This window comes from Microbacterium mangrovi (assembly GCF_000802305.1).
Lineage (GTDB): Bacteria > Actinomycetota > Actinomycetes > Actinomycetales > Microbacteriaceae > Microbacterium > Microbacterium mangrovi.
On record NZ_JTDK01000006.1, the window covers coordinates 978,918 to 1,003,189 of the forward strand.

Sequence of the window (24,272 nt, forward strand, 5' to 3'; positions counted from 1 at the left end):
TGGTAGAACCCGATGACCGTCGATCAGTATTCCCCGAAGACCCGGCGAACTGCCGGATCATGGTCCGCCCCCGTGGCTCCCGGCCCCCTGCAGGCGGTCGTCACCGTGCCCGGATCCAAGTCGCTGACCAACCGCGAGTTGATTCTCTCCGCGATCGCCGAGGGTCCGAGTCGCCTGCGCGCTCCCCTTCATTCGGACGACTCCGCCCGGATGACGGACGCCCTGCGCACGCTCGGGGTGGAGGTGGAGGAGGAGCCGGCCCTCGACGGGCACGGGACCGATCTGCGCATCCAGCCGGTCGCGCCGTTCACGGGCGGCGTCACGGTGGACTGCGGCCAAGCCGGAACGGTGATGCGGTTCGTCGCGGCCGTGGCCGGCTTCGCGCGCGGTGACGTCACCCTGACCGCTCACGCGAGCGCCCTGCACCGGCCCATGGGGCAGATGATCAAAGCGCTGCGCGACATCGGCGTCGACATCGACGACGGCGGCCACTGGGCCCTCCCGTTCACGGTGCGCGGACGAGGCCACGTGCGCGGCGGCGAGATCTCGATCGACGCGAGCGCCTCCAGCCAGTTCGTGTCCGGGCTGCTGCTGGCCGCGCCCCGCTTCGACGTGGGCCTGCACCTGAAGCACACCGGCGCGCGCGTGCCGAGCATGCCGCACATCGACATGACGATCGACACCCTGGCCCATCGCGGCGTCCAGGTGGAGCGTCCCAGCGCCACCGAGTGGATCGTCCCGGCCGGAGCCCTGCGCGGCAAGGACGTCGCGATCGAGCCCGACCTGTCCAACGCGGCCCCGTTCCTGGCGGCCGCGATGATCGCCGGCGGCCAGGTCTCGGTGACCGGCTGGCCGCCGCACTCGACCCAGCCCGGCGCGCTGCTGCCCGACATCCTGCAGGAGATGGGCGCCCGCGCCACCCGCCGGAGTCGTGCGCTCACGGTCAGCGCGAACTCCGGCATCCACGCAGTGACGCTCGACCTCTCGGCGGCGAGCGAGCTGACCCCCACCCTGTTCGCCCTCGCCGCGTTCGCGGACGGCCCCAGCACGTTCCACGGCATCGGGCACATCCGCGGGCACGAGACCGACCGGATCGCGGCGCTGGTGAACAACCTGCGCGCGCTCGGCGGCGAAGCCGAAGAGCTCGAGGACGGCATCCGCATCGTCCCGCGTCCGCTGCACGGCGGCCTCTGGAAGGCCCACCACGACCACCGCATGGCCACCACCGGCGCGCTCCTCGGCCTGCGGGTGCCAGGCGTGGAGGTCGACGACATCGGCACGACCTCGAAGACCATGCCCGAGTTCCCGCAGCTGTGGCAGCGGATGCTCGGCGGCGAATCAGGGGATGCCGCGGCCTGAGCCGCGCACGCGATGAGCTGGCTCGACGACCCCGACGACGACGAACCGGAGTTCGACGAATCCGACATCCGGATGCGGCCGAACCCCAAGGGCAACCGGCCGCGCACCAAGCGGCGCCCCGCCCATGCGGACGCGCGCATCGCGCGCGTCCTGGGAGTGGATCGCGGGCGGTACACGGTGCTCGTCGACGAGGACGAGCCGTCCGAGCACGAGGTCACGGCGACCCGGGCACGAGAGCTGCGCCGTCAGCCCATCGTCACCGGCGACCGGGCGCGCGTCGTCGGCGATGTGTCCGGCGATGCCGGGACGCTCGCGCGCATCGTCGGCATCGAGGAGCGCACGACCCTGCTGCGCCGCAGCGCCGACGACACCGACCAGGTGGAGCGGGTCATCGTCGCCAACGCCGACCAGATGCTCATCGTGGTCGCCGCGGCCGACCCGGAGCCGCGGGCGCGTCTGGTCGACCGGTACCTCGTGGCGGCCCTGGATGCCGGCATCCGTCCGCTCCTGGTCGTCACGAAGACCGATCTGAGCGACCCGGCCGAGTTTCTGCGGCACTTCGACGGCCTCGACCTGCAGGTGTTCACGAGCGCCCGCGGCGCGATGCCGACCGACGAGATCGGTGCCGCACTGGTGGGCCATGCGACGGTGTTCGTGGGGCACTCGGGCGTGGGCAAGTCGACCCTCGTCAACGCGCTCGTCCCGACCGCCGACCGGGCCACGGGGCATGTGAACGAGGTCACCGGCCGCGGACGCCACACGTCGAGCTCGACCGTGTCCCTGCGCTACCGCGGCGCGGACGGCAGCGGATGGGTCATCGACACCCCCGGGGTGCGCTCGTTCGGCCTGGGGCACGTGAATCCCGACCACATCCTCGCCGCCTACACGGACCTCGCCGAGATCGCCGAGGACTGCCCGCGCGGCTGCACGCACCTGCCCGATGCGCCCGACTGCGCGATCATCGAGGCGGTCGCCGCCGGCGAGCTGGGCGACACCGGCCCAGGGCGCCTGGACTCCCTGCAGCGGCTTCTGGCGACCTTCGCGGACCGCGAGCGATAGGTTCGCCGGACGCTCGGTCCGCGGGCCTGTGCACGCCGTAGGGTGGATCCCATGCCGACTCTGCAGACCTCCGACCCCGCCCCCGACTTCACTCTCCACGACCAGGACGGCACCCCCGTTTCGCTCCACGACCTGCGCGGCACGCGCGTGGTGCTGTACTTCTACCCCGCCGCGATGACGCCCGGCTGCACCACCGAGGCCTGCGACTTCCGCGACAGCCTGGCCTCGCTGACCGGAGCCGGATACACCGTGCTCGGAGTCTCCCGGGACAGCGAGGAGAAGCTGCGGGAGTTCCGCGAGCGCGACGCGCTCACCTTCCCCCTGCTGAGCGACCCCGACCACGCGGTCCACGACGCCTACGGCGCCTGGGGCGAGAAGATGAACTACGGCAAGAAGATCGAGGGCGTCCTGCGGTCGACGTTCGTCATCGACGAAGACGGACGCATCCTGCACGCGCTCTACAACGTCAAAGCCACCGGCCACGTCGCCCGCGTGCGCAAGCTGGTCGGCCTGGACTGACCCCGGACGCCCGGGGCGTCGCGCAGGCTCAATCGCGGCGGGATGCCCCGGCCTGGCGGACGGCGAGCACCAGGACGACCAGTCCGACGATCGCCGGCACGGCCAGCACCAGCCCGATCAGGGGCTGCGCGTAGGCGCCGGTGAGCGCGCCGAGCGCGACCGCGAGCACCAGGAGCTGCACGACGATGCCGCCCGAGCGGCCCCAGGAGGCTCCGCGCCATGTCGCCGCGGCGAACGCTCCGACCGCCGCCGCACCGAGCACCGTCAGCACGATGAGGGCGATGCCGCTCACCGGGTCGACGACGTCCCCGATGAGGAGATCGACGACCTGGACACCGGCGAGGATCAGCACGCCGAGGCACTCCAGGGCGAGGATGACCGCTCCGGCTCGGGCCGCTCCGCGCCCGGGCGCGTGGTCGCTGGCAGGCTCGTGTGTCATCCCAGGTCTCCTTCGGGATTCGGGGCGGGGTGTTGTGCAGAACGTCCAACGGTGCGCATGAGCGCTCAGCAACTTCTACAGAAAAGCCCCCTTCGAAGTCTTGATTCGAATGCAGAGCTATGAAAAAATCGAAAAGTTGTGTGCTCCCACAGTGGCGTGGGGCGAGCTCCCGCTCGCGCACCATTCAGAATAGCGTCCCGCGTTCTGAGACTGATTGACACGACTCCCCCGACCCCAAGGAGCACCCGCATGGATTGGCGCGACAAGGCCGCCTGCCTCACTGTCGACCCCGAACTCTTCTTCCCCGTCGGTAACACCGGCCCGGCAGTCGACCAGATCGAGAAGGCGAAGGCCGTCTGCGCCCGGTGCACCGTCACCGAGATCTGCCTGCAGTACGCCCTCGAGACCGGCCAGGACTCGGGCGTGTGGGGCGGCCTCTCCGAAGACGAGCGCCGTGCCCTCAAGCGTCGCGCCGCCCGCGCGCGTCGAGCGTCCTGAGCGCCGCTCCCCCGAACGACGAAACCGCGTCCGGCTCCGTGCCGGACGCGGTTTTCGCTGACTACGCCCCGCGGTCGATGTAGCGCAGGGGCACCTCGATGGTCACCTCGGTGCCTTCGCCGGGCGCCGTGTGCCAGTCGATTGTGCCGCCGAGTTCGCCCTGGATGAGCGTGCGCACGATCTGGGTGCCCAGGCCGCGCCCGACCTGGCCCTCGGGCAGGCCCGAGCCGGTGTCGCGCACGCGCACCTCGAGGCGCTGCTCGCTGCGCTCGGCGATGATCTCCACTTCGCCCTCACGCCCCGCCAGCCCGTGCTCGACCGCGTTGGTCACGAGCTCCGTGAGCGCCAGGGCGAGGGGCGTCGCGTACTCGCTGGGCAGCGTGCCGAAACGGCCCGTGGTGCGGGTCTGCGCTCGCGTGTTGGCGCCGGCGGCGACCTCGGCGACGAGCTTCAGGACGCGATCGAACACGTCGTCGAAGTCGACCGTCTGCGCCAAGCCCCCCGACAGCGTGTCGTGCACGACGGCGATCGCGGACACCCGCCGCATGGCCTGCGTGAGGTTGTCGCGGGCTTCCTCCGACGGCGTGCGCCGCGCCTGGATGCGCAGCAGCGACGCGACCGTCTGGAGGTTGTTCTTGACGCGGTGGTGGATCTCGCGGATCGTCGCGTCCTTGGTGATGAGCTCCTGCTCCTGGTGACGCATCTCGGTCACGTCGCGGCACAGCACGATCGCGCCGATGCGCGTGCCGTGGTCGCGCAGCGGGATGGTGCGCAGGGACACGGTCACCCCGCGCGCTTCGACGTCGGTGCGCCACGGCGCGCGGCCGGCGACGACCACGGGAAGGGACTCGTCGAACTGGTGCTTCTCGGGCAGGATGCCGGTGACCACCTCGACCAGCGACTCGCCCTCGAGCTCCTCCTCGAAGCCGAGGCGGTTGAACGCGGAGAGCGCGTTGGGGCTGGCGAACGTGGTGATCCCGTCGACGTCGAGGCGGATGAGACCGTCTGCAGCACGCGGGGCGCCGCGACGGGGACCGGTGGGCGCGGACAGGTCGGGGAAGTCTCCGGACGCGATCATGCCGAACAGGTCGTCGGCGCAGTCGTTGAAGGTGATCTGCTGGCGGGAGGGCGTCCGCGCCTCGCCCAGGTTCGTGTGCCGGGTCAGGACGCCGATGGCGGACGGCTGTTCGCCGGCGCGCACGGGCTCGCGCACGATCGGCACCGCTCGCACGCGGGTGGGGGTCTCTTCGAACCAGTCCGGGGATGCCGAGTCGACGATCTGCCCGGTACTGAACGCCTCGCGGACCTGCGTCCGCCACTGCGGCCGCACCCGGTCGCCGACGATGTCGCGGTAGAAGAGCGTCGCGGCACTGGACGGGCGAGTGTGCGCGACGGCGATGAACGAATCGTCGGGCGTCGGCACCCAGATCACGATGTCGGCGAAGGCGAGGTCGCTGAGGAGCTGGCCGTCGCCGGCGAGCCGGTGCAACCACTCGACTTCGGCCTCACTGGAGCGCCCCTGGGCGTAGACGAGTTCGCTGAGTGTCGACACTCCCTCAGCCTACGGGACCGGCGCCCTCACTCCCTCGCCCGCGCGACGCGGCGCGAGTGCTCCCCCGAGCGTCGCACCGTTGTCGGGAGCGCGTCGCCGACGAAGCGCCGGATGCCGCCCACGAGTCCCGAGCGGGGTGCGGCATCGGCCACCGGCCGCGCCGCCAGCCTGGCGGCATCCGTCGCGCGAGCGTCGAGCGGGACGAACCACACATCGGACACCCCGGCGAACCGTTCCAGCGTGCGCCGGATCTGCCCGCGCGCGTCCGGGCCGAGCGCGCCGGGACGGAGCCGGTTGACGACGACGGAGACCGGCGCCTGCCCCACGACGGCCCGCATCTCGGCCGCGACCCTCAGGAACCGCGCGATCCCGAGCGGATCGGCCGAGACGACCGCCACGACCGCGTCTGCGCCGGCGAGGGCGGCCAGGGTGGCGGCATTGCGGCGGGGGCCCGAATCGAGGTCGCTGACGATCTCCTCGTCGCGCTCCAACGACGACGCCACATCGACCACGGTGTCCTGCGCCCACGTGCGGCAGGACTCCAGCGCCGCGGCCACGCCGGCCTCCGTCAGCTCCGGCCAGCGCGATGCCCGGTTCAGGCCCGGCAGCACCGCGATCTGCCCGTCACCGGCCGTCACCTGGATGCTGATCCGGTCGAGTTCGCGCTGATCGAGCAGGCCCCGCTCGGCCTGACGGCACGCGGCGGCGAACCCCGGCCCCTCCTCGGCGATGCCGAGCAGCATGGCGATCGACGGCGCGTGGGTGTCGGCATCCACCAGCGCGACCTCGCGTCCGCCGCGGGAAAGCTCGACGGCCAGCTCGGTGGCGATCGTCGTCCGTCCGGGCGCGCCCGCGGCGCTCCACACCGTCACCACCCGGCCGGTGCGCGCCTCGGCGGCCGGAAGAGGGGCCGGACCCCGGCCGAGGGCGTCGCCGATGGTCCAGGCGTCGGCATCGATGGGCAGGGGCGCCGCCGTGCCGAATGCCGCCGCTCGGCGCTCGTCGGCCGCCGTCGCGCACAGCGGGAGGATGCGCGCCCCGGCGCGGTCGCAGCGCCCGACCGCGCCCGCGGTGAGCGTGTGCCGGTGCGCCTCGAGCACGATGACGTCGCACCCGCGCAGCACCTCGTCGAGGCCGGTCGTCGCGGCGGCCGTCAGATCGTGCGGGGCGATACGCCCGCGGACCTCGTGCCCGATGCGCTCCAGCCGGTCGGCGATCAGAGCGCCCCGTTCGCCGTCCACGGCGACCACGACGGCCGTCATCGTCCGGATCCGTTCGACACCACCGAGACGGCCGACTCGTCGGCGATCGCGGCGAGCAGCGCCGCGACGTCGTCGCGTGGCACCACCAGTTCGACGCCCGCGCCCGCGCCGCCCATCACCCCCTTGTCGCGCGTGACGGAGGCCACGACCGCACCCGGCACGATCACCTGCGGGCGCTCGTACCCGCCCTGCGTCTTGGCCGCCGCCGCCCACACGTCGACCTCGGAGCCGTCATGGACGTCGCTGGGGACGTCCTGCGCGGTGTGCACGCTCACCGTCGTGGTCGCGGCGCCTTCGGTCGTCGTGACGGCGGATGCGGCGATGAGCTCGCCCGGAGCGATGACCCGGGTCGCGACGGCGCCGCCGTGCAGGGCCGACGGCGTGGTCAGGTAGAGGTCGCGCGATTCGCCCAGCGCCGCATCCGCGATCCGGAAGTCGGCGGCGTGGAGTGCCTGCCCGGGCAGGATCCGATGCGTCGCGACCAGCACGGGCGCGGTGCGGCGCGCCACGGTCACCACACCCCACACCCCGGCGATCGAGGAGGCGATGAGGACGATTCCGAGCAGCAGCCGGACATCGCGCCACGGACGATGGGGCCTGGGCGCACGGCGCGATGCGGGCGGCGCGTCCGAGTACGGGGAAGAGTCCAGCGCGGTCATGCCCTCCATCGTCACGCACATCGCCCGATCGACCGGAAAGTTATCCACAGGTGCGGGCCGCGCATTCCGGATCGTCGGCACCGGCGCGATAATCGATGCATGCCCGAGAGTCCGACGTTCAATGTGCGCATGATCACCCCGTCCCAAGTGGCGGAGTCGCTCAGCATCGACGTCGACGAGGTGATCGCGCTGATCATGGAGGGGCGCCTGCGCGGTGCCCGCGTCGGCTCGCCCCCGCAATGGCGCATCGACGAGGCGAGCGTCGTCGAGTACCTCGACGAGCAGATCGAAGAGGCGCGCCAGATCGCGCTGTGGAACCAGTCCAACGCGGCGAGCTTCCCGGAGGTGTGGGGCGCCGGATTCACCTCCCACGGAGTGTAGGGGCCCAGTCCGGCCCGTCGCGGTCGGTCACAGGTCACCGGCATCCAGCCGCACCCAGGCGACCGCGGCGAGGGGGATCATGCGCATGCCGCGCACGGCGGTCGCACGGCGGGGCGCTGCCGGGTCGTGCAGGGCGAGATCGAGGTGGTCGACACCGGCGCGATCGATCGTCCCGGACAGAGCGTGCCCGGTGCCCAGGTGCACCGTGACCGGCATCCGGCGGCGCGCGAGGTCACGCAGGACGAAGCCCGCGCCCATCCGTTCCACGAGCCGCGAACCGCGCGGCGGCGTCACCGCCGCGGTGCGGAGCAGGTCGGCCCGCGACATCCCCACCGACACGATCGAGCCGATCGGCACGACAAGCGTGCGGCGGTCCTCTCCGGCGACCGCGCACCAATCCTCGCCGACCAGCAGCACCCGTACCGACAGGCGCGCTCCGTCGGTGAGTTCGAGCGCCAGATCGGATGCGCCGTCTGCGGCCGAGCGCAAGCGCTCCCGCAGACTCAGCTTCGCGATGCGCAGTCGCTCCTGCTCGGCGGCCAGCGAGCGCTGCTCGGTCTCCAGGGCGGCGGCGAGCTGGCCCTCCAGGTCTTCGAAGACGTGATCCCAGTGCACGGCCCGAGCGTACGTGATCGCCCGGGACCGCCCCGGAATCCATCCACAGGCCGCCCGCAGGCCCGGGCGCCGGCTACTGCCGGTACGAGGACAGGAAGTTGCCGATGCGCTCGACGGCGTCCGCGAGGACACGCGGCTCCGGGAGCGTCACGATGCGGAAGTGGTCGGGCGTCGGCCAGTTGAAGCCGGTTCCCTGCACGACGAGCACGTGCTCGGCGACGAGCAGGTCGTAGACGAACTTCGCGTCGTCGCGGATCTCGTGCACCTCGGGGTCGAGGCGCGGGAAGGCGTAGAGCGCGCCCTGCGCCTTGTAGCACGACACACCGGGGATGGCTTCGAGGCCCTCCCAGCAGATGTCGCGCTGCTCGTGCAGGCGTCCGCTGGGAGCGATGAGGGCGTCGATCGACTGGACGCCGGACAGGGCGGCCTGCACGGCATGCTGCGCCGGCACGTTCGGGCAGAGCCGGGTGGATGCCAGCAGCTGGATGCCCTCGAGGAATCCCTGCGCGTGGCGCTTCGGGCCGGTGATGACGAGCCAGCCGCTGCGGTAGCCCGCCACGCGGTAGGTCTTGGACAGCCCGTTGAAGGTGAGGCAGAGAAGGTCGGGGGCGAGAGACGCGAGGTTGATGTGCTCGGCGTCGTCGAAGAGGATGCGGTCGTAGATCTCGTCGGCCAGCAGCAGCAGCGAGTTCTCGCGGGCGATCTGCACGATGCCCTCGAGCACCTCGCGGCGGTAGACGGCACCGGTGGGGTTGTTCGGGTTGATGACGACGATCGCCTTGGTGCGCGGCGTCACCTTGGCGCGGATGTCGTCGAGCACCGGCTGCCAGTCGTCCTGGGCGTCGCACAGGTAGTGCACGGGCGTGCCGCCGCCGAGGCTGGTCATGGCCGTCCACAGCGGATAGTCCGGCGACGGGATCAGCACCTCGTCGCCCTCGTCCAGCAGCGCCTGCATGGTCATGGTGATCAGCTCGGACACGCCGTTGCCGAGATACACGTCGTCGGGATCGAACTTGGGGAATCCGTCGATCTCCTCGTACCGCGAGACCACCGCGCGGCGGGCGGACATGATCCCGCGGCTGTCCGAGTAGCCGTGCGAGTGGGGCACGGCGTCGATCATGTCGCGCACGATCTGGTACGGGGCCTCGAACCCGAAGATCGCCGGGTTGCCCGTGTTGAGCTTCAGGATCGTGTGTCCGTCGGCCTCGAGCTTGTCGGCCTCGGCGAGCGCGGCCCCTCGGATCTCGTAGAGGACGTTCTGCAGCTTGGTCGACTGGTCGAGCGGGCGGAGGGGGCTCATCGGTTCAGGATATCCAGTCCTCGCGGCGGCCAATGACCGTCCCGTGGACCGGTGCCTTAGACGAAGCGGCGGGGGCATCCCGGGCGCCTAAGGCGCGTGCCCGGAAAGATACGGCATCCGCCCGATGAGCACGCACCCCCTTAGAGAGGAACGTCGTACCTGTCAGCAGAGACCGTTCCGGAAGCACCGGCGGCCCACACCCAGGGAGCATGAGATGAACAGCACCGCGTACACCGCCACCCTTCTCGACCAGCACCGCGCCGCCGAGCTCGACCGCTCCAACGCGCTGCGCCGCCGGCACGCCGAGCAGCTGGGCGTCGCCGACGCACCGGCCCGCATCGGCTTCGCGGCATCCATGCGGCGTCGCATCCGCGGACGCGAGGCCGCCCGGCAGGCCGCGCGGTCCCACCGCGTCGCGCACGTGCGCTGATGGGACCGCGAGCGGCGGCGCCGCCTCGCCCGAGTCGAGAAGGCGACGCCGGTGAGCCGGCTCAGGCGGCCTTCTTGCCGCCCTTGTCCGAGACCCAGACGATCCCCTCGGGCAGCGTGGGCACGATCTCGGTGCCGATCCTGCGCGCGAGGAGGTCGTCCAGGCGGTCGAGCGGTCCGATGAGGGTGCGTCCGCCGGCGCGGGCGACGCGGATGGCCGCATCGATCTTGGGCTGCATCGAGCCCTCCGCGAACTTCATGGCGGCGACGGCGTCCGCAGACGCGGTGAGGATGTCGCGCTGCTCCGGTGTGCCCCAGTTCTCGCTGACGTAGTCGCCGTCGGTCAGCATGATGAGGGTGTCGGCGGCGATGTCCGCGGCGAGCGCGGCACTGGCGGCATCCTTGTCCACGACGGCCTGCACTCCGACGTGGCGCCCCTTCGCGTCTTCGCGCACCGGAACCCCGCCGCCGCCGACGCACACCGCGAGGGTCCCGTCCTCGAGCAGCCGGCGGATGAGCGGGGCCTGGACGATCGCGATGGGATTGGGCGAGGGCACCACGCGGCGGAAGGCCTTGCCGTCCTTGGCGATCGTCCAGCGGTACTCCGCCGCCGCCTCGGCGGCATCCTGAGCGGAGTAGGTCGGGCCGATGAGCTTGGTGGGCCGGTCGAACGCCGGGTCGTTCTCGTCGACGACGGTGGTCGTGATGACCGCGGCGACCTCGCGCTGTCCGGCGAGCGCGTTGGAGAGCTCCTGCTGGACGACGTACCCGATCATGCCCTGCGTCTCGGCGCCGAGGATGTCCAGCGGGTAGGCCGCGACATCCTGATATGCGAGGTTCTGCAACGCGAGCAGACCCACCTGCGGACCGTTGCCGTGCGTGATGACCATCTCGTTGTCGCGGGCCAGCGAGGCGAGGGCCTCGCACGTCGACTTCACGTTCGAGCGCAGATACTCCGCGGTCATCGGCTCTCCGCGACGGGCGAGGGCGTTGCCCCCGAGTGCCACTACGACGCGCATGCTGTTCTCCTTGTCGAGGTCACCTGGCAACCCGCGCCAGGATGGTATTCCATTCGCATAAATGGTATACCTGTATCACCATCACGTAAAGACGCGCCGAGCCGAAGACCCGGCTCCGGGCGTCCAGGAGACAAGACGATGACCCCCGTCGCCACCCCGATCGCGACCCAGGCGATCAGTTGGGATGCCGCGCTCGCGCAGACGCTGGAGAGCGCGGCGGATCACCCCTTCGCGGACGGCTCCCATGCCACCGTGCACTCCGTCCACGCGCGCGTCGTCAACGTGCTGTGCGCCGGCGACCTCGTCGCGATCGTCGACGACTCGCTCGACGACGCCCCCGGCACGGTGCGGGTGCCCTCGGCTTCCTGGCAGAGCGACGTCGTCGTTCCCGGTGCCCCCGTGCGCATCGACGGCGCGGCGCTCGTGCTCCCCGCGCCCGGCGGCGAGATCGTCGTGCGCGCCGAGGGAGCCGCGGGCTGGATGCCCGTCCCTGCCGACCTCTGCTGCATCCCGACCGCGCAGCTCAGGGACGCCTCGGCACTCCTCGCGGAGGATCCCGGGCGCACCTCGCCCACGCCGTTCGGAGCCGCCGCCGCTGCGCTCCTCGCCCTGCGGGTCGAAGACCTGCGCACGGCCGTGCTGAACGGCGAACCCGCCGCCGTGACGGCCACGGCGCAGAGCCTCGTCGGTCTCGGCGAGGGACTCACTCCGACCGGCGACGACATCCTCTCCGGGCTCGCCTTCCTCGCCGCCCAGCCCGGGATGCGGCTGGGCGCCCACCTGCCCGCGATCGCCGCGGTCGACACCGACGCCACCACCCTCCTGGCTGCCGTGACCCTGCGTCACGCGCTGCGGGGACGGGCCCGACAGCGCATCCACGACCTCGCGCTCGCCATCGGCGGCGACCGGTCCGGCATCCTCCGTGCCGCCGCTCGCGTCCGCGAGATCGGCCACACGTCCGGCGAGGACCTCCTCACCGGCATCCGCCTCGCACTCGACCTCGAGGCCGCCCTTCGCGACGGCTCCCGCTGACGCCCGGAAAAGCTCCCCGGAAAGGACAACGATGACAAGGCACATCGAAATCAGGAAGAACACCTACCTCGACTCGGTCTCGCTCATGTCGATGAGCACCAAGGCCAATGCCGTCGCCGGCGTCACCCAGGCGCTGCTGGGCATGGCGACGCCGATGAACAAGGAGGTGCTGCTGAACGTCGGCGTGAGCGATCCCGCCATCGACGACGCGAAGCCGAGCGACCTGATGATCGTCATCGATGCGGGAGAGGACGCCATCGAGGCGGCGATCCAGGCGGTCGACGACATCCTGGCACGCAAGGACAAAGCCGCCGGCGAGTCCGCGCAGGTGCGCCACCGCACCTTGGACGGCGCATTCGAGGAGGCACCCGACAGCAACCTCGTGCTCATCTCCGTCAACGGCGCCTTCGCCGCACGCGAGGCCCGCAAGGCGCTGAACGCCGGCAAGCACGTGATGATCTTCTCCGACAACGTGTCGGTCGAGGACGAGCTCGCCCTGAAGCGCCTCGCCCACGAGAAGGGTCTGCTGGTCATGGGGCCCGACTGCGGCACGGCGATCATCAACGGCACGGGGCTGGCGTTCGCCAACGCCGTGCGCCGCGGGAACATCGGCATCGTCGGCGCGTCCGGCACCGGCAGCCAGGAGCTCTCGGTGCGCATCCACGACTTCGGCGGCGGCGTGTCGCAGCTGATCGGCACCGGGGGCCGGGATCTGTCCACCGAGATCGGCGGCATCTCGATGATCGACGGCATCACGGCGCTCGACGCCGACCCCGGGACAGACGTCATCGTCGTCGTCTCCAAGCCCCCGGCAGAGGACGTCGCCGAGCGCGTCCTCGCCGTCGCCGGCGCCGCCTCGAAGCCCGTGTTCGTGACCTTCCTGGGCTCCGACCGGACCGAGTCGGGCCACGCCGGCGTCACGATGGTCCAGGGCACGAAGGCCCTCGCGATCGCAGCCGTGGTCGCCGCCGGCGCAGACGAGGCGACCCTCGACACCCATCCCCTCAACCTGCCGCTCATCGACCAGGTGCGCGCCCGGCTCGCGCCCGAGCAGAAGTACGTGCGCGGGCTCTTCTGCGGCGGCACGCTCTGCGACGAGTCGATGTTCGCGGCTCTCGCGAAGTACGACAACGTCTACTCCAACATCCAGAAGGATCCGGCGCTGCGGATCGGCGCGATGGACGCGTCGCGCGAGCACACCTTCCTCGACATGGGCGATGACGACTTCACCAACGGTCGTCCGCATCCGATGATCGACCCGTCGCTGCGCCTGCAGCGCATCGTGCAGGAGGCCGAGGACCCCGAGGTGGGCGTCATCGCCATGGACTTCGTGCTCGGCTTCGGCGCCCACGAAGACCCCGTGGGCGTCACCATCCCGGCCATCGCCGAGGCCAAGGCCAAGGCGGCCGCCCGCGGTCAGCACCTCGAGATCCTCGGCTACGTGCTCGGCACCGACCTCGACACCCCGGAGATCGCCGGGCAGATCGCACAGCTGGAGCAGGCCGGCGTGACCATCGCGTCCTCCTCCACCAACCTCGGGCTGCTGGCCCGCGAATTCGTCGCGAAGGGTGACAACTGATGAGCGTGAACGAACTGTTCAGCACCGACCTCAAGCCGGTCAACCTCGGCCTCGACATGTTCGCCGACGACCTGCGCTCCCAGGGCGTCGAGCCCGTGCTCATGGACTGGACGCCGCCGGGCGGCGGAGACCCCGAGGTCATCTCGGCACTCAGTCGCCTCGAGGACCCGGCGGTCGCCGCCACGATCGACGCCGCCAACCAGGTGGCCCTCGACCGCATTCTGTCGGCGCAGCCGTTCCTGGAGGGCTTCGGCCAGGCGATCGACACGGTGCCGGGCTTGACCAAGACCACGATCCTGCACGCCGGTCCGCCGATCGAGTTCACCCGGATGTCCGGCCCGATGAAGGGCGCCGTGACCGGCGCGCTCGTGTTCGAAGGCCTGGCGAAGGATCTCGACGAGGCGTTCGCGCTCGCCTCCTCCGGCGAGATCACCTTCGACCCGTGCCACGAGCACCAGTCCGTCGGCTCGATGGCGGGCGTCACCAGCGCCAGCATGTGGGTCCACAAGGTCACCAACCGCACTCACGGCAACACCGCGTACACCAACCTGTCCGAGCAGCTGTCGAAGATCCTGCGCTTCGGGGCCAACGACCAGTCGGTCATCGACCGCCTGAACTGGATGCGGGACGTCTTCGGTCCGGTGCTGGCCGCCGCCATGGAGCTCAACACCGACGGCATCGACCTGCGGCTCATGCTCTCGCAGGCGCTGCACATGGGCGACGAGGCGCACAACCGCAACGTGGCCGGCACCACCCTGCTCATCCAGGCCCTGGCCCCGTACATCCTCGAGACGGACTTCACCACGAAGGAGAAGCGCGAGGTCTTCGACTTCGTCGCCTCCTCGGACTACTTCTCCGGCCCGACCTGGATGGTCACGGCGAAAGCGTCGCTGGATGCCGCGAACGGCATCGAGAACTCGACCGTCGTGACGACGATGGCCCGCAACGGCGTCGACTTCGGCATCCGGGTGTCCGGTACCGGCGGCCGGTGGTTCACCGGACCCGCGCAGCAGGTGGTCGGGCCGATGTTCGCCGGGTACACACCCGCGGACTCCGGGCTCGACATGGGTGACTCCGCGATCACCGAGACGTTCGGCATCGGCGGGTTCGCGATGGCCGCCGCGCCCGCGATCGTCGCGCTCGTCGGCGGCACCGTCGATGAGGCGATGGGCTACTCGCGCACCATGAACGCGATCACGACCGGCAACAACCCGAACGTGACCATCCCCGCGCTCGACTTCATGGGCGTGCCGACCGGCATCGACGTGCGCAAGGTCATGGAGACCGGCATCCTGCCGATCATCAACACCGCCATCGCACACAAGGACCCGGGCATCGGCATGATCGGTGCGGGCATCACCCACCCGCCGGTCGAGGCGTTCCAGAAGGCGCTGCGCGCCCTCGCGGACACCATCGCCTGACGCTCACCGCGAACGACGGAGGGGCGGTTCCCGATCGGGAACCGCCCCTCCGTCGTCGCTGCCTACTGCTTGCGGTTCTGCGCGCGGCGCGAGGCGCGGTTCGTCGCCGGGGCCGTCGAAGTCGGCTGGCCGAAGGCACCGCGCTCGACGGGCTGCTCCACCTCGGGGGCGGCCTGCGCCGCCGCCGCAGCGGCGGCATCCCGCACCCGGGCGGTCGCCGCCTGCTGCACCTGGCCGCGGTCGTTGCGCACCTCGACCTCGCCGGCATCGTTGGACGCCGAATACTCCAGGCCCTGCGCCGGGGCCGGGATGCCGCCCAGGCCCTTCGCCTCGACCTCGGTGTGCTCGGCATCCGGCTGGCGCACCTCGACCTCGAGGTTGTAGAGGAATCCGACCGACTCCTCCTTGATCTGCCCCATCATCGCCTGGAACATCTGGAAGCCCTCGCGCTGGTACTCGATGAGCGGGTCGCGCTGGGCCATCGCGCGCAGGCCGATGCCCTCCTTGAGGTAGTCCATCTCGTACAGGTGGTCGCGCCAGCGACGGTCGAGCACCTGCAGCACCACGCGGCGCTCGAGTTCGCGCATCGCCGCCTCGCCCAGGGCGTCCTCGCGGCGCCGGTACGCGACCTTGGCATCCGAGACGATCTCGCGCTTGAGACCGGCCGCGGTGATGCGGCCCTTCGTGCCGGCATCGGCGACGACCTCGTCGATGGAGACGTCGACCGGGTAGAGGGTCTTCAGCTCGGTCCAGAGGGCGTCGAAGTCCCAGCTCTCGTTGCTGCCCTCGGCCGTGCGGTCGTCGACGATCGCGCCGATCGCGTCTTCGATGAAGTGCTGCACGCGGTCGGCGATGTCGTCGCCCTCGAGCATGTGACGGCGGTCGGCGTAGATGGCCTCGCGCTGGCGGTTGAGGACGTCGTCGTACTTGAGCACGTTCTTGCGGATCTCGGCGTTGCGGCCCTCGACCTGGTTCTGCGCGCTGCGGATCGCGCGGGTCACCATGCCCGATTCGATCGCGACGTCGTCGGGGAAGTTCGTGCGCTGCAGGATCGCCTCGGCGGCACCGGACTGGAACAGGCGCATGAGGTCGTCGGTCAGCGACAGGTAGAACCGGCTCTCGCCCGGGTCGCCCTGGCGGCCGGAGCGTCCGCGCAGCTGGTTGTCGATGCGGCGGGACTCGTGGCGCTCGGTACCGAGCACGTAGAGGCCGCCGGCTTCGCGCACCTTCTCTGCTTCGGCGTCGATGCGCTCCTGCACGGCGCCGTAGACGGCGTCCCACTCGGCCTCGTAGGCGTCCGGCGTCTCGACCGGGTCGAGTCCCTTGGCCTTCATCTCGGACACGGCGATGAACTCGGCGTTGCCGCCGAGCATGATGTCGGTTCCGCGGCCGGCCATGTTGGTGGCGACGGTCACCGCACCCAGACGCCCGGCGCGGGCGACGATCTCGGCCTCGCGCGCGTGGTTCTTGGCGTTAAGCACCTCGTGCTTGACGCCCTTCTTCTTGAGGAGCCGCGACAGGTATTCGCTCTTCTCGACGCTCACCGTGCCGACGAGCACGGGCTGGCCGTCTTCGTGGCGACGGACGATGTCCTCGACGACCTGGTCGAACTTCGCCGTCTCGTTCTTGTAGACGAGGTCGGGCTGGTCCTTGCGGATCATCGGCTTGTTCGTCGGGATCGGCACCACGCCGAGCTTGTACGTCGACATGAACTCCGCCGCCTCGGTCTCGGCGGTACCGGTCATGCCGGCGAGCTTGTCGTACAGGCGGAAGTAGTTCTGCAGCGTCACCGTGGCGAGGGTCTGGTTCTCCGCCTTGACCGGGACGTCCTCCTTGGCCTCGATGGCCTGGTGGATGCCTTCGTTGTAGCGGCGTCCGACCAGGATGCGGCCGGTGTGCTCGTCGACGATCATGACCTCGTCGTTCATCACGACGTAGTCGGTGTCGCGCTTGAACAGGGCCAGCGCCTTGATCGAGTTGTTCAGGAACGAGATGAGCGGCGTGTTCGCGGACTCGTACAGGTTGTCGATGCCGAGGTAGTCCTCGACCTTCTCGATACCCGGCTCGAGCACGCCGACGGTGCGCTTCTTCTCGTCGACCTCGTAGTCGACGCCGGGCTCGAGGGTGCGGGCGATCTTCGCGAACTCGGTGAACCAGCGGTTCGCCTCCCCCGACGACGGACCCGAGATGATGAGCGGTGTGCGCGCTTCGTCGATGAGGATCGAGTCGACCTCGTCGACGATGGCGAAGAAGTGACCGCGCTGCACGAGGTCTTCCTTCTGCCAGGCCATGTTGTCGCGCAGGTAGTCGAAGCCGAACTCGTTGTTGGTGCCGTAGGTGATGTCGGCGTTGTACTGCTCGCGGCGCACCTCGGGCGTCTGGCCCGACACGATGATGCCCGTCGTCATGCCGAGGGCGCGGTAGACGCGGCCCATCAGCTCGGCCTGGTAGCTCGCGAGGAAGTCGTTGACCGTGACGACGTGGACGCCCTCTCCGGCGATCGCGTTGAGGTACACCGGGAACGCGGCGGTCAGCGTCTTTCCTTCACCGGTCTTCATCTCGGCGATGTTTCCGAGGTGGAGAGCGGCACCGCCCATCACCTGCACGTCGTAGGGGCGCTGGCCCAGCGTGCGCTTGGCCGCCTCGCGCACCGCGGCGAAGGCCTCGGGCATGAGGTGGTCGAGGGTCTCGCCGTTGGCGTGGCGCTCGCGCAGCACCCGGGTCTCGTCGCGCAGCTCCTCGTCGGAGAGCTTGGCGTATTCGTCTTCGAGGGCCGCGACGGCCTTGACCACCTGCTGCAGGCGCCTCAGCACCTTGCCTTCACCGGCGCGGAGCAGTTTCTCGAAGGGGTTCGCCACGGGGCATCTCCATCTAGTCAGGACGCGATCGGGCGGGTCGCGCACACAATCGCGGGCGCGCGGCATCCGCGCGCACACGATCACCATGTTATCCGTCTGTGACTTTGTGCTGGCTCAGAGCCGTGCATCCTGCATTTCCCGATATGTATATACTCGGCAATTACATACCGGGAATACCCCAGGAGGCATCATGTCGGTCCGCCAGTCGCTCCTCGCGATCCTCGACCAGGGACCCTGCTACGGCTATCAGCTGCGCACGGAGTTCGATCGCCGGACCGGATCCACGTGGCCCCTGAACGTCGGGCAGATCTACAACACTCTCGAGCGGCTCGACCGCGACGGGCTGGTGGAGAAGGGCGACACCGACGACCAGGGCCACGTCTACTGGCAGATCACCGAGGCCGGCCGGGCCGAAGTGCGCGAATGGCTCGATTCCCCCGTGGTGCGCAGCGCGGGCACGCGCGACGAGCTCGCCATCAAGCTCGCGGTCGCGGCGACGCTGCCGGGCGTGGATGTCGCCCACGTCATCCAGGCGCAGCGACGGGCGTCGCTCGCACAGCTGCAGGAACTCAACCGGGCCAAGTACGCCGGACCCGATCCGGACGGGCCGGAGGAGCTGGCCTGGTCGCTGGTGATCGACTCCATGATCTTCACGGCCGAGGCCGAGGTGCGCTGGCTCGACCACACCGAGCAGCGGCTCGCGCTGCATCCGCAGCACGCCATGGCCCTCGAGCTGTCGACCGCACGTCCGAAGCGCGGTCGGCCGAGCGCCCGAACCGATCAGAACGCGGCGGCAGGAGCCGGGCGATGAAAGGCCCGATCCTGCGCCTGGTCGGCGTCACCCAGCAGTACGGCGTCGGCGAGACCGCCGTGTCGGCACTCTCCGGCGTCGACCTCGAGGTCGCGCGGGGCGAGCTCGTCGCCATCATGGGCGCATCCGGCTCGGGAAAGTCGACCCTGCTGTCGATCGCCGGCGGACTCCAGCGGCCGACCGGCGGCGAAGTGATCGTCGAGGGACGCCACCTCTCGACGGCCTCCGCGAAGGAGCTCGCCCAGCTGCGCCGCCGCTCGCTCGGCTTCGTCTTCCAGGACTTCAATCTCATCCCCACTCTCACGGCGCAGGAGAACGTGACGCTGCCGCTCGAGCTCGATGGCTTCCGAGCCCGGGTGGCGCGCCGTGCGGGTCGGGATGCCCTCGCCTCGGTCGGGCTCGAAGACAAGGCCGACAGCTTCCCCGACGACCTCTCCGGCGGACAACAGCAACGCGTCGCCATCGCCCGGGCCGTGGTGGGCGGGCGCCGGCTGATCCTCGCCGACGAACCGACCGGCGCCCTGGACTCGGTCACCGGTGAGCTGGTGCTGCGGATGCTGCGCACACGGGTGGATGCCGGTGCGGGCGCGATTCTGGTGACCCACGAGGCCCGCCACGCGGCGTGGGCCGACCGGATCGTCTTTCTGCGCGACGGTCGGATCATCGATGAGTCGCGGCGGGATGCCGCCGACGCCCTGCTGACGGCGAGCGCCCGATGAGGCGCGGCCGGGGTCGCGCCTGGGCCCGGTGGCAGGTCGCCGGTCGATTGGCGCGGCGTCAGGTCTGGCGCGCGAAAGGGTCGAGCGCGCTCGTGCTGCTTCTCGTGGCGCTCCCCGTCGCCGGACTCGCCGGCGGAGCGGTCATGGTTCGAAGTCACATCGCCAGCCCGCAGCAGCGCGCCGACCTCGAACTCGGTCGGACAGGGGCGTGGTTGCAGGTCGTCGGCGGTGCGGATCCGACGCGCACACAGGATCCGCGGCGACCGTATGACAACACCGTGGCGCAGGATGCCGACGGAAGACCCGCGAACGCGGAGCGGCCGGCACCCACCAGCCCGGCAAGCGTGCTTCCCGCCGGCACCCGCACCATCGAGCTGCACGAGCAGGGATCCCTCTTCGTCAAGACGGCGACCGGGGTCGGTCAGGTCGCGGTCACAGCCGGCCCGGCGTGGGACCCCGCCCTCCGCGGTCGCTACGTCATCCTCGGCGGATCGGCGCCGGCGAATTCAAGCGAGGCGATGGTGACGCCCGGCATGCTGGACCGCCTGGGCGCGAAGATCGGCGACCGGGTCACTCTCGCGGATTCGGGCGCCGGCTACACGATCAGCGGCACGATGCGGCGCCTGGACCAGCTCGCATCGGATGAGGAGGTCTACCTGCCCTCGTCCGCACTCGGCGACGTCCCCGGCCTGGCCCGGTGGTACACCCCGGACTGGCAGCCGACGACCGCTCAGCTGGCTGATCTCAACCACGCCGGCTTCATCGCGTACGGTCGCGACCTCGCGACGCGGGCGGCGAACGGCGGCGACAACGAGACATCGCAGAACGTCTGGACGGCCCTGCTGATCGGCACGGTTGCCGCGGTCTTCTGCGGCTACCTCGTCGTCATGCTGGCGGGGGCGGCGTTCGCGGTCGCCGCACGCCGTCAGCAGCGTTCGCTCGCCGTGGCCGGGAGTGTCGGAGCGACGCCCGCGGACGCTTTCCGCGTCGTGTTGCTGCAAGGCACGGTGCTCGGCGCCGCCGGTGGACTGGTCGGCGCGACCGTGGGCGTCGGCCTCGCCGCTGCGGTACTGGCCGTCACCGACAACGGGGCGCTCGATACGTTCTGGGGGAACTGGGGCGTCAAGGTCCCCTGGAGCGTCCTCCTCGGCATCCTCATCTTCGCCGTGGTCGTGGGCACCGTCGCGGCCATCGTCCCGGCACGGGCGGCGACCAAGGGCGACACGCTCGGCGCCCTTCGTGGCGCGCGTCGGCCGGCCCGGCTGAACGCCCGCCGCCCTGTCTGGGGCGGACTGCTCATGGTCCTCGGACTCGCCGGCACGGTGGTCGGCGGCCTCACCCTCGCCGCGCTGAACCTGCACGAGCCCGTCGAGGACGAGCTGCCGCTGCGGTCCATCGCCCTGTGGGCGGTCGTGCTCAGCCCGGTCGTCTTCCAGATCGGGATGCTGCTGGCCGGGCACTGGGTGCTCACCGGGATCGCACGGGTGGCATCCCGCCTGGGATTCGCGCCACGACTCGCGAGCCGCGACGCCGCGGCCAATCCGTCCCGCGTGATCCCCGCCTTCGCAGCGATTGCGGTATGCGTGTTCCTGGCGTCATTCGCGCTGAGTGCGACCGCCACGTCGTCTGCTGCAAACTCGCGCATGTACTCCTGGAGCGGCCCGCTCGGCAGCGTGCAGGTTTCGGCATGGGGACAGGATGCCTCCCATGCCACCACCACCCTGCGCACCATCGACGATCTCCTTGCTCCCACGAATCCCACGTCCACGATCGTCCAGTACTTTCCGCAGGATGCTCCGACCGATCCCGGAACGGGCATCGGCGACCCGCACTTCGGCGTGTGGGCGACGTCTTCGCCGTGCAACGGATGTGCGACCGGAGACGCCGTCGTCTCGCCGGGGGCGGTGTCGGTGGTCGACCCCGACAAGCTGGGCGCGCTGCTCGATGTGTCGGTCCCGGCGCGGATCGTGGACCTGATGAAGCGTGGTGGCGCGGTCCAGGTCAGCTCGCCCCGCGACCCCTCGATCGGCAAGGAGGGCACGATCACGCTTCAGGAGTGGGCGACGAGTGCGCTGAACGACTACACGGAACGCATGACGAACCCGTCCGGGACGACCGGCGACCTGCCCCGGCCGAGGCGCTCGATCGAGCTGCCCTTCACGCGATTCGCCGCCGATCGAACATCCGGGACCGCCCAGGTGGTCATCGCCCCCGCCACCGCGAAGCGGCTCGGAATGACGGTCGTTCCCCAGTTCGTCGTGGCCGTCTATCCGCGTCCGATCGACACACCGACGCTGGATCGCCTCACCGCGGCGGCGAAGAACGTGCGGGTCGGGGAGTCCGGAACGCTGGATGTCCGCGCCGAGCGCGGACCTGACCCGGCCGCGCCCTGGCTGTGGCTCATCATGGCGGTGGCCGGGGTGCTCGTGATCGGCGCGAGCGCCGTCAGTCTCGGGCTGGCCCGATTCGAGCGCCGACCCGACGATGCGACACTCGCCGCCGTCGGCGCGAACCGGGGTGTGCGCCGACGCATCAATGCCTGGCAGGCGGGCATCATCGCGGGCATCGGCACCGTCGTCGGCACGATTGCGGGAGTCATCCCCGTGTGGGGGCTCCTGTCCGGCAACACGTACTTCCGGTTCGCTCAGGACGTTCCGTGGGTGTGGCTCATCCTGCTCGCGCTCGGGCTCCCGGCCCTCGTCGCCGTCGTGTCCTGGGCCGTGCCGCCGCGGCATCCGGACCTCACGCGCCGCACCGCGATCGCGTGAACCGTCCCTGCGTTTCGCGCCGAGACAGGTGAATCCCGCCGAGACCGATCACCGCCGCACCGGTCTCGGCGGCGAAGGCGTGTCTCGGCGCGTGGCGGAACCGCGTGATGCATGCCGCATCCGGACGCCGCCCGGCCGCGCAAGCTACCCTGAGATGTGTCCACTGACGAAATCGCGACCGAAGTCGCCGCACCCTCCGAGCCTCCGGCCCTGACGTTCTCCGACCTCGGATTGAGCGACGCGGTGCTCAAAGCGCTCCGCGACGTCGGGTACGAGACCCCGTCGGCCATCCAGGCCGCGACCATCCCGCCCCTGCTCGAAGGGCGCGACGTCGTCGGGCTCGCGCAGACGGGCACCGGCAAGACGGCCGCGTTCGCCCTGCCGATCATCGACCGGCTCGACCTCTCGCAGAAGACCCCGCAGGCGCTGGTGCTGGCCCCGACGCGCGAGCTCGCCCTCCAGGTCTGCGAGGCGTTCGAGCGCTATGCCGGCCACTTGAAGGGCGTGCACATCCTGCCCGTCTACGGCGGTCAGGGCTACGGAGTCCAGCTCTCGGCCCTGCGGCGCGGGGTGCACGTCGTCGTGGGCACGCCCGGGCGCATCATGGACCACCTCGACAAGGGCACGCTGGATCTGTCCGAGCTCAAGTACCTCGTGCTCGACGAAGCGGACGAGATGCTGAAGATGGGCTTCGCGGAGGATGTCGAGACCATCCTGGCCGAGACGCCCGCGACCAAGCAGGTCGCGCTGTTCTCGGCGACGATGCCCGCCGCGATCCGGCGCATGTCGTCGCAGTACCTGAACGACCCGCAGGAGATCACGGTCAAGTCCAAGACGACGACGTCCGCGACGATCACGCAGCGCTACCTGATCGTGTCGTACCAGCAGAAGATCGACGCGCTCACCCGCATCCTCGAGGTCGAGAACTTCGAGGGCATGATCATCTTCGCGCGCACCAAGAGCGCCACGGAGGAAGTCGCCGAGAAGCTGCGCGCCCGCGGATACTCGGCCGCCGCGATCAACGGCGACATCGCGCAGGCGCAGCGGGAGCGCACGGTCAACCAGCTGAAGTCGGGAAAGCTCGACATCCTCGTCGCGACGGACGTCGCGGCGCGGGGCCTGGACGTCGAGAGAATCTCGCACGTCGTGAACTTCGACATCCCGACCGACACCGAGTCGTACGTGCACCGCATCGGCCGCACCGGGCGCGCCGGCCGCACGGGCGACGCGATCAGCTTCGTGACGCCGCGCGAGCGCGGTCTCGTACGGTCCATCGAACGGGCGACGCGCCAGACGCTCACCCAGATGCAGCTGCCCACGGCCGAGGACGTCAACGTCACGCGACTCGCGCGCTTCGACGACCGCATCACGGAGGCCCTCGGGCAGACCGAGCGCATCGACGGCTTCCGCGACATCATCGCCCACTACGTGCGCCATCACGACGTACCCGAGACGGATGTCGCCGCCGCGCTGGCCGTCGTCGCCCAGGGCGAGTCGCCCCTGCTGCTCGACCCCGAACCCGAGCGCCCCGCGCGCGGAGAACGGGCGGAGCGCGAAGGGCGCTTCGACCGGGAAGACGGCCGACGCGACGACCGGCGGCGGCCGTCGTCCGCGGGCATGGCCACCTACCGGATCGCCGTCGGAAAGCGGCACCGTGTGGAGCCGCGTCAGATCGTCGGGGCGCTCGCCAATGAGGGCGGCCTGCGTCGCGGCGATTTCGGCGCGATCCAGATCCGTCCGGACTTCTCGCTCGTCGAGCTGCCGGCGGACCTGCCGCGCGAGACCCTCGAGCGCCTCACCGACACCCGGATCTCGGGCAAGCTGATCGAGCTGCGCCTCGACACCGGTGCTCCCGTCCGCCGCTCGGGCGATCGCGCCGAGCGCGCTGACCGTCCCCCGCGCAAGCCCCGCCACTCCGCCGAGCGCCGCCGCGACGACGCCTGACGTCGAGGATCAGCGGCCGCGACGGCGCCACCAGGCGTACGCGGCCGCG

General features: G+C 70.6%; 21 protein-coding genes. 13 read left to right on the forward strand and 8 right to left on the reverse strand.

Annotation, left to right across the window (positions count from 1 at the left end):
- Positions 1-12 precede the first annotated feature (12 nt).
- From aroA to bcp, 3 genes are read left to right on the forward strand one after another with little or no spacing between them, the layout of a single operon-like run.
- Positions 13-1,359, forward strand: a complete 1,347-nt coding sequence (aroA, locus tag LK09_RS08470; protein ID WP_039397837.1) for a 3-phosphoshikimate 1-carboxyvinyltransferase — start codon at positions 13-15, stop codon at positions 1,357-1,359.
- Between the two features lie 12 nt (positions 1,360-1,371).
- On the forward strand, positions 1,372-2,418 hold the full coding sequence (rsgA, locus tag LK09_RS08475) for a ribosome small subunit-dependent GTPase A (RefSeq protein ID WP_039397839.1): 1,047 nt from the start codon (positions 1,372-1,374) through the stop codon (positions 2,416-2,418).
- Between the two features lie 51 nt (positions 2,419-2,469).
- Positions 2,470-2,937: a thioredoxin-dependent thiol peroxidase gene (gene bcp / locus LK09_RS08480; RefSeq protein WP_039397841.1), complete on the forward strand. Its 468-nt coding sequence runs from the start codon at positions 2,470-2,472 to the stop codon at positions 2,935-2,937.
- Positions 2,938-2,965: 28 nt separating this feature from the next.
- Here the strand turns inward: bcp and LK09_RS08485 are convergent, their stop codons facing one another.
- Positions 2,966-3,376 carry a hypothetical protein gene (locus tag LK09_RS08485; protein ID WP_039397843.1) on the reverse strand — a complete coding sequence of 137 codons (411 nt, stop codon included), beginning with the start codon at positions 3,374-3,376 and terminating at the stop codon, positions 2,966-2,968.
- Between the two features lie 249 nt (positions 3,377-3,625).
- Here LK09_RS08485 and LK09_RS08490 point away from each other — a divergent pair, with 249 nt between their 5' ends.
- Positions 3,626-3,874, forward strand: a complete 249-nt coding sequence (locus tag LK09_RS08490; protein ID WP_039397845.1) for a WhiB family transcriptional regulator — start codon at positions 3,626-3,628, stop codon at positions 3,872-3,874.
- Between the two features lie 61 nt (positions 3,875-3,935).
- Here the strand turns inward: LK09_RS08490 and LK09_RS08495 are convergent, their stop codons facing one another.
- The 3 genes from LK09_RS08495 to LK09_RS08505 are packed head-to-tail and all read right to left on the reverse strand — an operon-like array spanning position 3,936 to position 7,347.
- Positions 3,936-5,426, reverse strand: a complete 1,491-nt coding sequence (locus LK09_RS08495; RefSeq protein ID WP_039397847.1) for a sensor histidine kinase — start codon at positions 5,424-5,426, stop codon at positions 3,936-3,938.
- 26 nt (positions 5,427-5,452) lie between these two features.
- Complete coding sequence (locus tag LK09_RS08500; protein ID WP_052226548.1) at positions 5,453-6,688, reverse strand: AAA family ATPase; 1,236 nt, start codon at positions 6,686-6,688, stop codon at positions 5,453-5,455.
- On the reverse strand, positions 6,685-7,347 hold the full coding sequence (locus tag LK09_RS08505; protein ID WP_052226602.1) for an SAF domain-containing protein: 663 nt from the start codon (positions 7,345-7,347) through the stop codon (positions 6,685-6,687). The genes LK09_RS08500 and LK09_RS08505 overlap by 4 nt, the downstream gene beginning before the upstream one ends.
- A gap of 99 nt (positions 7,348-7,446) precedes the next feature.
- Between LK09_RS08505 and LK09_RS08510 the strand changes: the two genes are divergently transcribed.
- Positions 7,447-7,728, forward strand: coding sequence for a helix-turn-helix domain-containing protein (locus LK09_RS08510; protein ID WP_197060995.1), 282 nt, complete (start codon positions 7,447-7,449; stop codon positions 7,726-7,728).
- A 27-nt stretch (positions 7,729-7,755) separates the two neighbouring features.
- Here LK09_RS08510 and LK09_RS08515 read toward each other — a convergent pair whose 3' ends face one another.
- Both LK09_RS08515 and LK09_RS08520 read right to left on the reverse strand, forming a co-directional pair.
- Positions 7,756-8,343 (reverse strand): hypothetical protein, encoded by a 588-nt coding sequence (locus LK09_RS08515; protein ID WP_039397849.1) that lies wholly within the window; start codon positions 8,341-8,343, stop codon positions 7,756-7,758.
- Positions 8,344-8,416: 73 nt separating this feature from the next.
- Positions 8,417-9,643 carry a pyridoxal phosphate-dependent aminotransferase gene (locus tag LK09_RS08520; RefSeq protein WP_039397851.1) on the reverse strand — a complete coding sequence of 409 codons (1,227 nt, stop codon included), beginning with the start codon at positions 9,641-9,643 and terminating at the stop codon, positions 8,417-8,419.
- 214 nt (positions 9,644-9,857) lie between these two features.
- Between LK09_RS08520 and LK09_RS08525 the strand changes: the two genes are divergently transcribed.
- The gene (locus tag LK09_RS08525) at positions 9,858-10,073 is read left to right on the forward strand and encodes a hypothetical protein (RefSeq protein WP_039397853.1); all 216 of its coding nucleotides are present in this window, start codon (positions 9,858-9,860) and stop codon (positions 10,071-10,073) included.
- Between the two features lie 61 nt (positions 10,074-10,134).
- Here LK09_RS08525 and LK09_RS08530 read toward each other — a convergent pair whose 3' ends face one another.
- Positions 10,135-11,091, reverse strand: coding sequence for a carbamate kinase (locus LK09_RS08530; RefSeq protein WP_039397855.1), 957 nt, complete (start codon positions 11,089-11,091; stop codon positions 10,135-10,137).
- A 138-nt stretch (positions 11,092-11,229) separates the two neighbouring features.
- On the opposite strand from LK09_RS08530, the gene LK09_RS20715 reads away from it, so the two are divergent.
- Genes LK09_RS20715 through LK09_RS08545 form a run of 3 tightly spaced genes read left to right on the forward strand, consistent with a single transcriptional unit; the run spans position 11,230 to position 15,123 of the window.
- A complete protein-coding gene (locus tag LK09_RS20715) occupies positions 11,230-12,123 on the forward strand; it encodes a DUF2877 domain-containing protein (RefSeq protein ID WP_052226549.1) in 894 nt (297 codons plus the stop codon).
- 31 nt (positions 12,124-12,154) lie between these two features.
- Entirely contained in the window at positions 12,155-13,702 is a 1,548-nt protein-coding gene (gene fdrA / locus LK09_RS08540; RefSeq protein WP_039397857.1) for an acyl-CoA synthetase FdrA, read from the forward strand.
- Entirely contained in the window at positions 13,702-15,123 is a 1,422-nt protein-coding gene (locus LK09_RS08545) for a YlbE family protein (RefSeq protein WP_052226550.1), read from the forward strand. The genes fdrA and LK09_RS08545 overlap by 1 nt, the downstream gene beginning before the upstream one ends.
- Before the next feature lie 62 nt (positions 15,124-15,185).
- On the opposite strand, the gene secA is transcribed toward LK09_RS08545, so the two are convergent.
- Complete coding sequence (gene secA / locus LK09_RS08550; RefSeq protein ID WP_039397859.1) at positions 15,186-17,981, reverse strand: preprotein translocase subunit SecA; 2,796 nt, start codon at positions 17,979-17,981, stop codon at positions 15,186-15,188.
- A gap of 190 nt (positions 17,982-18,171) precedes the next feature.
- Between secA and LK09_RS08555 the strand changes: the two genes are divergently transcribed.
- The 4 genes from LK09_RS08555 to LK09_RS08570 all read left to right on the forward strand — a co-directional run bounded on the left by LK09_RS08555 (position 18,172) and on the right by LK09_RS08570 (position 24,223).
- On the forward strand, positions 18,172-18,792 hold the full coding sequence (locus LK09_RS08555; protein WP_039397861.1) for a PadR family transcriptional regulator: 621 nt from the start codon (positions 18,172-18,174) through the stop codon (positions 18,790-18,792).
- Positions 18,789-19,511 (forward strand): ABC transporter ATP-binding protein, encoded by a 723-nt coding sequence (locus LK09_RS08560; protein WP_039397863.1) that lies wholly within the window; start codon positions 18,789-18,791, stop codon positions 19,509-19,511. Before LK09_RS08555 ends, LK09_RS08560 begins: the two co-directional genes overlap by 4 nt.
- Positions 19,512-19,603: 92 nt before the next feature.
- A complete protein-coding gene (locus LK09_RS08565) occupies positions 19,604-22,279 on the forward strand; it encodes an ABC transporter permease (RefSeq protein ID WP_039397865.1) in 2,676 nt (891 codons plus the stop codon).
- 156 nt (positions 22,280-22,435) lie between these two features.
- The gene (locus tag LK09_RS08570) at positions 22,436-24,223 is read left to right on the forward strand and encodes a DEAD/DEAH box helicase (protein ID WP_039397867.1); all 1,788 of its coding nucleotides are present in this window, start codon (positions 22,436-22,438) and stop codon (positions 24,221-24,223) included.
- The last annotated feature ends 49 nt before the right edge of the window (positions 24,224-24,272 follow it).